10 protein-coding genes and 1 pseudogene are annotated in these 12,216 nt (G+C 70.3%); 7 read left to right on the top strand and 4 right to left on the bottom strand.

What is annotated here, in order from left to right; genetic code table 11:
- Positions 1 to 142: 142 nt before the first annotated feature.
- Positions 143 to 580: a hypothetical protein gene (locus ACWDZ6_RS06410; protein ID WP_451501931.1), complete on the bottom strand. Its 438-nt coding sequence runs from the start codon at positions 578 to 580 to the stop codon at positions 143 to 145.
- 97 nt (positions 581 to 677) lie between these two features.
- Here ACWDZ6_RS06410 and ACWDZ6_RS06405 point away from each other — a divergent pair, with 97 nt between their 5' ends.
- Positions 678 to 1,343: a helix-turn-helix transcriptional regulator gene (locus ACWDZ6_RS06405; protein WP_389188564.1), complete on the top strand. Its 666-nt coding sequence runs from the start codon at positions 678 to 680 to the stop codon at positions 1,341 to 1,343.
- Between the two features lie 57 nt (positions 1,344 to 1,400).
- Here the strand turns inward: ACWDZ6_RS06405 and ACWDZ6_RS06400 are convergent, their stop codons facing one another.
- Both ACWDZ6_RS06400 and ACWDZ6_RS06395 read right to left on the bottom strand, forming a co-directional pair.
- Positions 1,401 to 2,441 (bottom strand): LacI family DNA-binding transcriptional regulator, encoded by a 1,041-nt coding sequence (locus tag ACWDZ6_RS06400; RefSeq protein WP_451501930.1) that lies wholly within the window; start codon positions 2,439 to 2,441, stop codon positions 1,401 to 1,403.
- 196 nt (positions 2,442 to 2,637) lie between these two features.
- Positions 2,638 to 4,128 (bottom strand): M1 family metallopeptidase, encoded by a 1,491-nt coding sequence (locus ACWDZ6_RS06395; protein WP_451501929.1) that lies wholly within the window; start codon positions 4,126 to 4,128, stop codon positions 2,638 to 2,640.
- 189 nt (positions 4,129 to 4,317) lie between these two features.
- Between ACWDZ6_RS06395 and ACWDZ6_RS06390 the strand changes: the two genes are divergently transcribed.
- The 3 genes from ACWDZ6_RS06390 (at position 4,318) to ACWDZ6_RS06380 (ending at position 8,044) form a co-directional block, all read left to right on the top strand.
- Positions 4,318 to 6,291: a Xaa-Pro dipeptidyl-peptidase gene (locus tag ACWDZ6_RS06390; protein WP_451501928.1), complete on the top strand. Its 1,974-nt coding sequence runs from the start codon at positions 4,318 to 4,320 to the stop codon at positions 6,289 to 6,291.
- On the top strand, positions 6,288 to 7,568 hold the full coding sequence (locus tag ACWDZ6_RS06385; RefSeq protein WP_451501927.1) for a M14 family metallopeptidase: 1,281 nt from the start codon (positions 6,288 to 6,290) through the stop codon (positions 7,566 to 7,568). Before ACWDZ6_RS06390 ends, ACWDZ6_RS06385 begins: the two co-directional genes overlap by 4 nt.
- Before the next feature lie 188 nt (positions 7,569 to 7,756).
- The gene (locus ACWDZ6_RS06380; RefSeq protein WP_366735401.1) at positions 7,757 to 8,044 is read left to right on the top strand and encodes a hypothetical protein; all 288 of its coding nucleotides are present in this window, start codon (positions 7,757 to 7,759) and stop codon (positions 8,042 to 8,044) included.
- A 64-nt stretch (positions 8,045 to 8,108) separates the two neighbouring features.
- Here ACWDZ6_RS06380 and ACWDZ6_RS06375 read toward each other — a convergent pair.
- Positions 8,109 to 8,466, bottom strand: a pseudogene (locus tag ACWDZ6_RS06375) (FAD-dependent oxidoreductase); the annotation flags it as partial.
- Positions 8,467 to 8,643: 177 nt separating this feature from the next.
- Between ACWDZ6_RS06375 and ACWDZ6_RS06370 the strand changes: the two are divergent.
- The 3 genes from ACWDZ6_RS06370 (at position 8,644) to ACWDZ6_RS06360 (ending at position 12,030) form a co-directional block, all read left to right on the top strand.
- The gene (locus ACWDZ6_RS06370; RefSeq protein WP_451501926.1) at positions 8,644 to 9,672 is read left to right on the top strand and encodes an oxidoreductase; all 1,029 of its coding nucleotides are present in this window, start codon (positions 8,644 to 8,646) and stop codon (positions 9,670 to 9,672) included.
- A gap of 160 nt (positions 9,673 to 9,832) precedes the next feature.
- Positions 9,833 to 10,366 (top strand): TrmH family RNA methyltransferase, encoded by a 534-nt coding sequence (locus ACWDZ6_RS06365; protein WP_451501925.1) that lies wholly within the window; start codon positions 9,833 to 9,835, stop codon positions 10,364 to 10,366.
- A gap of 26 nt (positions 10,367 to 10,392) precedes the next feature.
- Entirely contained in the window at positions 10,393 to 12,030 is a 1,638-nt protein-coding gene (locus ACWDZ6_RS06360) for an ABC-F family ATP-binding cassette domain-containing protein (protein WP_451501924.1), read from the top strand.
- Positions 12,031 to 12,216: the final 186 nt, after the last annotated feature.

Here is a 12,216-nt window from a genome sequence, read left to right as displayed (position 1 = left end):
CCCCGGGCGTTGGTGCCGGGGGACTTCCCCGGGCGGTGGTGGCGGCCGGAGCCGCCGCCGCTGCCCGGGACGGTGTGCCCCGCCGGCCGCGGTCCGGAAAACCTGCCACCGCTCCGGCCGGATGCGGGTCCCTGGCCGATCCTCAGCTCGGCCCCTGCCTGCCGGTGGCGTACTTGGCGGCGAGCCTGGCCAGCGCCACCGCGGCGACCAGTAGTCCGAAGTCGCGCAGCGCGACGTCGTAATAGCCGGGAATGCTCAGCAGGTTGATGATGATGCCGGCGAGCCATCCGGCGACCAGCCATCCTCCGAATCGCGGTGCGACCGCGACGACGACGCCCGCCAGGACCTCGACCACACCTACGGCGTACATCGCCGCCTGGGCGCTGCCCGGAACGATGTTGTCGATCCATGGCGCGAGGTACCCGGGCCAGTCCACGAGGACATTGGCGAACTTGTCCAGGCCGAACAGGACCGGCGCCACCGTGAACACGATGCGCAGGCAGAGAAACGCCTGGTAGCCGGGGTCGGACAGCGCGTCCCGCCGGGGGGTGACGGACTGCGCGGACAGGGATGCGGACATGGCCCCTCCTTCTCTCTTCTCTTCTATCAACAACTTTCATTAACGATAGAAGCGCCGACTCTCTTAAGTCAATGGCCGTGGGTTTTACACTTGTGCCGTGGACCATCCCCGTGACTCAGACTTCTCCGCCGTCGCCGCCCTCGACGAGCCCACCCGCAGACGGCTGTACGACCACGTCATACGGCAGGTGGCACCGGTCGGTCGTGACGAGGCTGCCGAGGCTCTGGGCCTCGCGCGGCAGACCGCCGCGTTCCATCTGGACCGTCTCGCCGACGAAGGTCTGCTCGATGTGGTGTACGAACGGCGCAGCGGACGGAGCGGACCCGGCGCGGGACGGCCCGCCAAGCTCTACCGGCGTTCTTCGAAGCAGGTCACCGTCAGCCTGCCGGGGCGCCGTTACGACCTTGCCGGGCGGCTGCTCGCGCAGGCGTTGGAAGAGTCCGAGGCCACGGGTGAGCCGCCACGGGAGGTACTCCACCGCAAGGCCCATGAGACGGGCAGGGAACTGGGTGCACAGGGCGGCGCCGACACCCTCGAGCTTTTGGAGCGGTACGGCTTCGAGCCGCATGCCGAGGGGGAAGCCGTCGTCCTGCGGAACTGTCCCTTCCATGCGCTGGCCCGTGAGCACACCGAGACGGTGTGCGGCATGAACCTCCACCTGCTGGGCGGCTTCCTCGACGGACTGCACGAGACCGGGCTCCGGGCGTGCCTGGACCCCGCCCCCGGCAGGTGCTGCGTACGCCTGGAACCGGCGGGCCGATGATCGGAGATCCGGACGAGACGGCCCGGCCGGCACCCGCCACGGGGCGGGGCGCGGATGTCAGGCCGAGGCCCGCCGCACCAGCGTCGTCGGGGTGATCACCGAAGCGGGGGCCCCGGCGCTCGGCTCGTCCTCGTTCAGTACGCGCATCAGCAGCCGGACCATCAACCGGCCCATTCCCTCGATGTCCTGACGGATCGTCGTCAGTGGCGGATCGGTCGACTCGACGACCGAGGGCATGTCGTCGAAGCCGACCAGCGCAACATCCTCGGGCACCCGCCGGCCCTGCTCGCGCAGCGTCCGCAACGCCCCCGAGGCCATCAGGTCGTTCGCGGCGAAGACAGCGTCCAGTTGGGGGCGGCGCGCCAGCAGCTCAGCCATCGCGCGGGCGCCGCTGTCCGCGGTGAAGTCGCCCTGGCGGACCAGCTCCGGGTCGGCATCCAGCAGGACGTCGCGATAGCCGTCGATCCGGTCGAGCGCGGAGGTCTGGTCGCGGGGGCCCGCGATGTGCGCGATGTGCTCGCGGCCGAGAGAGACCAGATGCCGTACGGCCTCGCGGGCGCCGCCGCGGTTGTCGCAGTCGACATACGGGACGGCGAGCTCGGAGGCGGCACCGGGCCAGCCGGGGCGGCCGCCGAAGACGGTCGGCACCTTGACCCGGCGGATGATCGACGGCAGTTCGTCGTCGTTGTGCAGTGAGAAGGCCAGCGCGCCGTCGACATGGCCGCCGCCGAGATAGCGGGCGATCCGGTCGTAGTCACCGGGCCCCTCCACCCACAGCAGCACCAGCTGGGAGTCGTACGCGGTCAGCTCACGGCTGATGCCGCGCACCTGCTGCTCGAAGAAGGGGTCCGAGAAGATCCTGAACTCGGGTTCGGCGATGATCACGGCCACCGCGCCGTTGCGCCGGGTGACCAGGGTGCGCGCCGCGTGGTTCGGTACGTATCCGAGCTCCTCGACCGCCTGACGCACCTTGTCGACCAGCGGCGGCCGGACACCGGCGCCGCCGTTGACGACCCGGGAGGCCGTGGCCCGTGAGACGCCGGCGCGGGCAGCGACGGCTTCCAGAGTGGGGCGGGACCCAGTGGTCTGCTCGGGCAAGGCGGGCGCTCCTCGTCTGCTTCAGTCGTCTGCTTCAGTCGGCTGCTTCGGACGACAGCGGGGGAGAACGCTGCCGGGTACAGGATATCCGGGTCCCGGCGATCTTCTGAGAGCGCTCCCCCGCAGTAGGCGGAAGGGGAGAGGAACGGCAGAGCGCCGCCGTCCCTCGCGGGACGGCGGCGCCTCGGCCTGCTCCTCAGTGGTCGTGAATGGTGTTCGTCGCGGCGATCTTCTTCCAGGACGTCGGCCGGCTGTGCTCGACGTCCGTCCGGGCGATCCGCGCTCCGGCAGCCGCCGGAGCGCCCGGCTTCGACGGCTGGTAGAGCCAGGTGTCGAAGAGTCCGGCCAGCGGCTTGCCCGAGACCTTCTCGGCGTACTTCACAAAGTCGCCCACCTTTGCGTTGCCGTAGGCGTGCTCCTGCGGCCAGCCCTTGAGGATGGCCGAGAAGTCTTCGTCGCCGACCTTGTTGCGGAGTGCCTGCAGCGCCAGCGCGCCCCGGTCGTAGATGGCGATGTCGAACTGGTTGTCCGGCCCCGGGTCGCCCGGCTTGACCGTCCAGAACGCGTCGTCGGCCGGGTGCTGGGCGTAGACGTAGTCCGCGAGTTCCTGCGCGGTCCCCTCGCCCTCCTTCTCCGACCACAGCCACTGGCTGTAGCGGGCGAAGCCTTCGTTGACCCAGATGTCCTTCCATCCGTCGACGGAGACACTGTCGCCGTACCACTGGTGGGCCAGTTCATGGACGACCACGGAGACATTCGCGCCGTTCGCGAACTGCCGCGGGCTGTAGAACGGCCGTGTCTGTGTCTCCAGCGCATAACCGCTGGTCACATTGGGGACATAGCCGCCGAGCGCGTTGAAGGGGTACGGGCCGAAGACCCCGGTGAGCCACTCGGCCACCTCGCCGGTCCGCTCGACGCTCGCCCGCGCCGCGCCCGCGTTGTCGCCGAGATCCTTGCTGTACGCGTTGAGGATCGGCAGCCCGCCGGCCGTCTTGTCGGTGGTGATGTCGAACTTTCCGACGGCGAGTGTGGCGAGATACGACGCCTGCGGTTTGTTGGAGCGCCAGTTGTACCGTGTCCGGCCCAGCTTCGAACTCTGCGACTGCAGCACACCGTTGCTGACCGCCTGCGTGCCGTCCGGCACCGAGACCGAGATGTCGTACGTCGCCTTGTCCAGCGGATGGTCGTTGCTCGGGAACCACCACACCGCCGAGTCCGGTTCCTGGGCTGCGACGCCCCCGTCCGGGGTGCGGTGCCAGGCTGTGTAGCCGCCGATGCTCAGTTCGGATGGCTTGCCCGCGTACCGGACGACCACCGAGACGGATGTGCCCTTCTCCAGCGGCGTGGCCGGAGTGATGACCAGCTCCTGGTCGCCCTCCTTGGCGAACTTCGCGATCTTGTTGTTGACCCGTACCTCGCTGACCTTCAGACCGAAGTCGAGGTTGAAGCGGTTCAGGTTCTGCTTGGCGGTGGCGAGGATCGTCGCCGTACCCGCGAGCAGATCCGTTGTGGGCTCGTAAGTGAGCCTCAAGTCGTAGTGGGATACGTCGTATCCGCCGTTTCCGCTGGCCGGGTAGTAGGGGTCGCCGATGCCCGGGGCGCCCGGAGAGGAGTCGGCGGCCGATGCCGGGATCGCCAGCAGCAGAGAGGCCGCGAGCGCGCTCGGGGCGATGAGTCTGCGGTGCACGGATGCTCCAAGTCGTAGGGGCGAACGATCTCCTGAACCCTATTCAGGCCCGGTGCCCACAGTCAGGAGCGAAGCTCGGCCTTTCACATGATCGCCATTCGGCCGACATGAACCCCGGTGTCCCTTCGGTCACTTTGATGCCCTGATTGCCCTCTGTTGCAGGGGAGTTGGCCGGAGTACCTTCCGCCCATGCCGATACGTGCGCGGGTCACCCGCTTGACGTACAGATCGCTGGTGGTTGCGGCCTCGGCCGCCCTGATGGCCATGGCTCTCTCGCCGACAGGAGCGCAGAGCGCCCCGGTGCGCGAGAGCAGGCCCGTCTACTCCTACGAGCACGCGATCCGTGAATCCGTGTGGGTGGACACCCGGCTCGACGGCGACGGCGACGGGAGGACCGACCGCGTCGCCGTCGACATCGTCCGGCCGCGCGAGCCCGCCCAGCAGGGCCGGAAGATCCCAGTGATCATGGACGCCAGTCCGTACTACTCCTGCTGCGGTCGCGGCAACGAGAGCCAGAAGAAGACGTACGACGCGAACGGCAATGTCGTCCAGTTCCCGCTCTTCTACGACAACTTCTTCGTTCCGCGCGGCTATGCCTTCGTCGCGGTCGACCTGGCCGGAACCAGCCGCTCCGACGGCTGCGTCGACGTGGGCGGCCGCTCCGACGTCCAGTCCGCCAAGGCTGTGGTGGACTGGCTGAACGGCCGTGCCCGCGGCTACACCACCCGCACCGGCCGCGAACCCGCCCGCGCCGGCTGGACCAACGGCCGCACCGGCATGATCGGCAAGAGTTACGACGGCACGATCGCCAACGGCGTTGCCGCCACCGGGGTCGAGGGGCTCGAGACGATCGTCCCGATCTCCGCCATCTCCTCCTGGTACGACTACTACTTCGCCAAGGGAGCCCCGCTCTACGACTCGGGCCCCGAGTGGCTCTCCGGCTATGTCGAGAGTCCTGAGGCCCGCGCCCGCTGCCAGGCCGTCCAGCAGCGACTGGTCGACCAGGCCCCGCGCACCGGTGACCTGACCCGGCTGTGGAGCGAGCGGGACTATACGCGCAACGCGGACAACGTCACGGCGAGCGTCTTCGCCGTCCACGGCATGCAGGACCTCAACGTCCGTACCAAGCACTTCGGTCAGTGGTGGGACGCGCTCGCCGACGAAGGCGTGGAGCGCAAGGTCTGGCTCTCGCAGACCGGGCATGTCGACCCGTTCGACTTCCGGCGCGCCGAGTGGGTGGCGACCCTGCACCGCTGGTTCGACCACTACCTCCTCGGCTACGCCAACGGCATCGACCGTGAGCCGATGGCCGACATCGAGCGCGCTCCCGACCAGTGGTCCACCGACCGCGTCTGGCCGCCACGCGCCACCGGCGCCACCGTCCTCCGCCCGGGAAACGGCACGGCCGCCGGCGTCGGCACCCTCGGTCTGAAGCCCGCGCGCCCCGGCTCCGTCGAGACGTTCACCGACGACCCGGGGCTGGACGAGACCGCCTGGGCCGCCCAGATCGGAAGTTCCACCTCCGCCAAGGCCGGATTCATCTCCAAACCGCTCGGCCGTGATCTTCGGCTGTCCGGCTCGTCCACGGTGACGATCACCGCCACCCCGTCGACCTCCAGCGCCCATCTCTCAGCGGTGCTCGTCGATCTCGGCCCCGACACCATCCGCGACTACGCCGCCGCCGGCGAAGGCATCACCACCCTCACCGAACGCACGTGCTGGGGCGCGAGCACCCAGGGCGACAGCCCCTGCTTCAAGGTGACGCGGGCGCGCACGGCCGCCGTCGACTACACGGTCTTCAGCCGCGGCTGGGCCGATCTGGGCAACTACGCCTCCGACGCCAAGGGCCGCCCGCTGACCCCCGGCAGGGCGTACACCATCACCCTCGATCTGCACGCCGGTGACCATGTCGTCCCGGCCGGCCACCGGCTCGCCCTGATCGTCGGCGGCACGGACAAGGACCTCATCGACCCGCCGGCCACCACGCCGACTCTCAGCCTCGATCTGGCCCGGACGTCGGCGCGGCTGCCGATCGTCGGCGGTACGGCCGCCTTTGTACGTGCCACCGCAGCGTCCGCCGCGGCAGTCTCGCCGAGCCCGTCCCGGCTCAGCGGTGTGGCCGAGCCGCGAGCGATCCGCCCGATCCCGGGAGGCGGCCGATGAAGCTCCGCATCCGCACGCTCGTCCTCACCGTCACGGCCGCGGCGCTGACAGTGCCGCTGGTGACGGCGCCGGCCGAGGCGGCGCACACTCTGCCCCGTACCGGCTTCGAGACCAGCGACGGCGCGCGGTGGACCAGCCCGCCCGAGGAGCAGGAGTTCCTCGCCGCCGTCGACCGGGGCAGCGACCGGGTGTCGGTCGACCGGATCGGGACGACGAAGCAGGGCCGGCCGCTCCAGCTCGTACGGATCGGCGCACGGCACACCCCGAACACGGTGCTGTTGATCTGCAGTCAGCACGGCGACGAGCCTTCCGGCCGCGACGCCTGTCTGAGCCGGATCCGCGATCTGGCGTACGCGAGAGACAGCGAGACCCGGCACCTGCTGTCCCGGACCCGGATCCTCGTCGTCCCCACCGCCAACCCGGACGGACGGGCCGCGAACACCCGCGCCAACTCCGACGGCGTCGACATCAACCGCGACCACATCGCCCTGCGGACCGCCGAGGCGCGGGCGATGGCCGCCGTCATCCGTGACCAACGCCCGGACATCATCTACGACTTGCACGAGTACGGCGCCACCCCGCCGTACTACGACAAGGATCTCTTCGACCTCTGGCCGCGCAATCTCAACACCGATGCCAGGGTCCACCAGGAGTCGCAGACCCTCTCCGACCGTTACGTCCGCCCGGCCGCGCACGAGGGCGGCTTCAGTACCGGCACCTACGGCATCTGGACCGACCCGGTCACCGGCGATCCCATCAAGCAGACCGCCGGAGACGGTCAGGAGCGCATCCTGCGCAATGCCGCCGGCGTCAAGAACGCCGTAGGTCTCCTCATCGAGAGCCGCGTCGATCCCATGACCGATGCGGAAAAGGCCGACTCCTCGCTCAACAACCGGCGCCGGGTGAGCAGTCAACTCGGCGCTCTGGAAGGACTGTTCAAGTTCGCCGGCCAACGGCGCGCCCCGATCGAGGCCGCGACCACCGGAGCCCGGCTGGCGGGGTTCAAGGACCGCGGGCCCGTCTATCTGGGTGGCGCGGACAATGATCCCGCGACGGCGGATGAGACCCTGACGGATCCGCCCTGCGGCTACCGCCTCGATGCCGGGCAGTACACGGCGGTGAAGGACGAACTGGCCCTGCACGGCGTCGCGTCACGGCCGGACGGGGACGGGGTGTTCGTACCGCTGCGGCAGTCCCGGCGCCAACTGATCCCGCTGCTGCTCGACTCGCGTGCCACGTATCACCTCACATCGGGGCAGCCGGTCGACTCCTGCTGAGCCGCTCCCGGCGCTGATCGCGGGCCATGAACAGTACGACGGGGACTGCGAGATGCGCATCGGGCCCGGTGCGGGCGGAGGTGAGCCGGGAGGAGGCAAGGTGTGGTGATCAGTCGGGTAAAGTTACCCGCTGGTATTGACCAACCACCCCCTCAACGGGGGCGCACAACCTTGCACTTGGAGAATGAATGCGCCGTATCACCACACTCGCCGTGACCGCCGCGATGGCGGGCGGGCTGCTGTTCGCCGCCGCCCCCGCGCAGGCGGCCACCGGCTCCGCCAAGTCGGGCGCGGCGACCCGCGGTGTCGTCATCTGTGACTACAACAAGATGCGTGCCCAGGTCGCCGATCTCAGGCAGAAGGCCGCGCAGCTGGACCACCTGGGTGCCCATGCCGAGGCCAAGAAGGCCCGCGCGCAGGCCGACGCGCTCCAGCGCCGGATCCAGTCGTGCCTCGACGCCGAGAACAACGCGTAAGTCTCTCGCGCTCCGGCGTCGCCCGCTCCGATACGCATCGGGGCGGGCGACGCCCGTTGGTTTCTCAGGAAGCCAGTGCCGCGGCCGCCTCCGCGCAGCCCCGGGCAACCGTCACGCCCGCGCCGCTGTGACCGTGGTTGTGGACCAGCAACCCGCCGCCAGGCAGTGGCTCAGCCTCCATCCGCGCCCCTGCCGCTCCGGCCGGGCGCCGACCCACCCGGTGTCCGGGGTCCGCTTATCCGCGATCTCACGACGGATCAGCGCCCAGCGCGCGACGTCTCCTCAGCCGTCGTGGGATCGGGCGCGAACCGCCAGTCGTCCTCGTCCGCCGTGCCGCTGTGCCGCTGTGCCGCTGTGCCGCCGAGGATCAGCCGCCCCGGCCGCGGAAAGAAGTACATCGTCCTTCGCGAGGTGTGGTCGGCCACTCCACCGCGTCCCGTGTCACGCCCGTACGCGGCGTCCGCTCTTGGACGGCACGACGGCTGTCGTCAGGCCGCTGACCCGCGCCCGCCGCCATCACATCGCCGCGCACGACGGGGGGCGTAGCCCAATACCGGCTGCTGTGCTCAGATCACCTCATAACTGGGGATACTCAGGACATGTCTGCCGAGTACGCGACCTTCGGGCTGGCGCCGGCGATGCGGGCCGGAGGAGTCCTCGCGGACGGTGGCTACCAAGTGCACCGGGACTTCACGGACTTCATCGTCGACGGGCGGCCCCTGCTGTTCCAGCTCTCCGACCTCGACGCGGTCTCGCCGCTCGCCTCGGACATACCGCCGGCTATCTTCACCGCCCACGTACGCGTACTGCTGCTTCAGGCACCGGCGCCGCTGGAGGGCGGCCGCTGTGTGATCTACGGCTGTCCCGAGTGCGAAGGCATCGAATGCGGAGCGGTGACGGCCGTCATCGAGCGCGACGGGGACGACATCGTGTGGCGGGACTTCGCCTGGCAGACGGACGGGAGAGCGGACCTGGAGCTCAACGGCTACCACGGGATAGGGCCGTTCCGCTTCCGCGGCGATGAGTACCGGTCCGAGCTGGAACGCCTGCTGACGGACGTCGGGGACGCCGGGCCCGTGCGCCGCCGGGTGCTGCTGATCGGTGCGCGGGTGGCCGTGCTCGCGAAGCTCGCAGCCGCGCTGCGGACCATCGGCATCGGCGCGGAGATCACGAGCGATGCCGCCGGCGTCCCCGCGGAGGAACTGCGCACCTATGGCGCGGTCGCTTTCGGGCGCGCGGTCGGCGAGCAGGAACGCGCCGAGGTGCGTGCGGCGTTCGAGCGGGCGCAGGTGCGGGTCGCGTACGTGGACGGGCTCGCCCCGATCATTCCGCTGCTGGTCGCGCAGATCGAACACGCTCTGGACCGGGGTCCGTCGGAGTGCCGCCGACTGACCCGGCTGACGGTGTCGGACGGCGCGGCGGACGTGGAGGTGACCTCGACATGCCGGGTGCGGCTGGTGGCGTACCGCCTGGACCGGCTCCACCGCACGCATACGCGGGAGCTGTTCGACGGGATGCTGGAGCCGGGCAACCAGCGAATTCCGGTGGACGCGCGGGCGGTGAAGGGGCAATCCTTCCTGGTGGCACGCACCACGGGGAGCGTGCTTGTCGCACCGATGGTGCACTGACGACGATGGCCCGGGCGAGCCGCGAATCGCCACACATCATGTACCGACCGAACCGAAGGCCCACCGACTCTTCCGGGGCGAGGGCCTCGCACCGTACTCCGTCCGTCGACCGGGGTGAGCGCGGCCCCGGCCAGGGGTGGCAGCCAGAGCCGTGGAGGCGATGAGCGGCCGCAGCGGCGGACCCTCCATCCGCACCCGTACCCGCGAGGAACTGCGCCGCACCCGTCGTCCCCGCGCCCACTCCTGCTGGGATCACCTCTACGCCGCTCCCCTCTGGCCGCTGCACGGGGCCAACCTCGGCACCCTCGCCCGTACCTGTGACGCGGTCGGTGCCTGTCTCACCGTGCCGCGTTTCCCGTGGGTGCCCGAGGCCCTGGCCCGCGGCAACACCCTGCGCAAACCGCTCTGCGTGCACTGGACCGGCGACCCGCTGGGCTGGCTCGCCCGGCAGCGTGAGCGGGGCGTGCGGATCATCGGGGTGGAGCTCGCGGACGAAGCCGTACGACTCGGCGACCTGCCCGCCGCCCGGCAGCCCACCGTCATGGTCCTGGGCCACGAACAGAGAGGCATCCCGCCCGAAGCGCTCGACCTACTCGACGAATGCGTAGAGATCCCCATGGTCGGCACCGGCGCCAGCCTCAATGTCGCGGTCGCGGGATCCCTTGCCCTGTACCGGCTGGCGGGCCTCCTGTGAAGGGCCCCGTTAGGATCACCCATCTGATGACTGCAACCCTCGTCGCCAAGGATCTCGCCGCAGGACACGGTGACCGCTCGCTCTTCTCCGGGCTCGACCTCGTCGTCGCGCCCGGCGATGTGATCGGCCTCGTCGGTGTCAACGGCGCCGGTAAATCGACCCTGCTCCGGCTGCTCGCCGGACTCGACCGTCCGGAGCAGGGCGAGCTGAAGCTCTCCCCGCCCACCGCCGCGGTGGGCCATCTGCCGCAGGAGCCCGAGCGGCGGGCGGAGGAGACCGTACGGGACTTCCTCGCCCGCCGTACCGGCGTCGCCGCCGCCCAGATCGCCATGGACGAGTCGACCCAGGCGCTCGTCGACGGCGCGCCCGGCGCCGACGACGCGTACTCGACCAGCCTGGAGCGCTGGCTGGACCTCGGCGGGGCGGACCTCGACGAGCGGGCCGAGGAGGTCGCCGCCTCGCTCGGTCTGACCGTCGGGCTCGACCAGCCGATGACCGGCCTGTCCGGCGGCCAGGCTGCCCGCGCCGGCCTCGCCTCGCTTCTTCTCTCGCGCTACGACGTCTTCCTGCTCGACGAGCCGACCAACGACCTCGACCTGGACGGTCTCGATCGCCTGGAGACCTTTGTCAAGGGCCTGCGCGCCGGCACCGTGGTCGTCAGCCACGACCGCGAGTTCCTCACCCGCACCGTCACCAAGGTCCTGGAACTCGATCTCGCGCAGCAGCGGATCACCCTGTACGGCGGCGGATACGCGGCATACCTGGAGGAGCGGGAGACCGCTCGCAGGCATGCCCGCGACGACTTCGAGGAGTACGCCGACAAGAAGGCGGCGCTCGAGGGCAGGGCGCAGATGCAGCGGTCCTGGATGGACAAGGGCGTCAAGAACGCCCGCCGCAAGGCCACCGACAGCGACAAGCTCGGCCGCAAGTTCCGCAGCGAGGCCAGCGAGAAGCAGGCCTCGAAGGCCCGCCAGACGCAGCGCATGATCGAACGCCTGGACACGGTGGACGAGCCCCGCAAAGAGTGGGAACTCCGTATGGAGATCGCGTCGGCCCCCCGCTCGGGATCGGTCGTCGCGACGCTGCGCGGCGCGGAGGTCCGCCGCGGCGACTTCAGCTTCGGCCCGGCCGACCTCCAGATCGACTGGGCGGACCGGGTCGCCATCACCGGAGCCAACGGCGCGGGCAAGTCCACACTGCTCGCCGCTCTGCTCGGCCGCCTCACCCTCGACGCGGGCCACGCCTCGCTCGGCTCGGGCGTCGTGGTCGGCGAGGTCGACCAGGTCCGTGGCCTCTTCTACGGCACCGAGACCCTGCTCGACGCCTTCTGCGCGGCCGTCCCGGAGACCGAACCGGCCGAAGTCCGCACCCTGCTGGCCAAGTTCGGCCTCAAGGCGGAGCATGTGATGCGCCCGGCGACCACGCTCTCCCCGGGCGAGCGCACCCGCGCCGCGCTGGCGCTGCTCCAGGGCCGCGGCGTCAATCTCCTCGTACTCGACGAGCCGACCAACCACCTCGACCTGCCGGCGATCGAGCAGCTGGAGTCCGCGCTCGACTCGTACACCGGCACACTGCTGCTGGTCACGCACGACCGCCGGATGCTCGATGCGGTCCACACCACACGCCGTATCGAGGTCTCCGGAGGAAAGATCACGGAGCACTGACCGCGGCCTTCCCGGCATGCCTGGACCGGGACGGGAAGAAGCCGCTGAAGCTGCTCGGCGCGGGCGCGGGCGCGGGCGTGGGCGTGGACGGGGGCGCCTGCGCCTGCGCGGGCGTGGGCGTGGACGGGGGGCGCGGGCGTCCACGGCGCGCCGGACGGCTGAGCGACGCGGGACGACGCGAAAGGG

The sequence above is a fragment of the Streptomyces sp. NPDC002926 genome, assembly GCF_053591755.1.
This window is presented reverse-complemented; position numbering and strand designations above follow the sequence as displayed.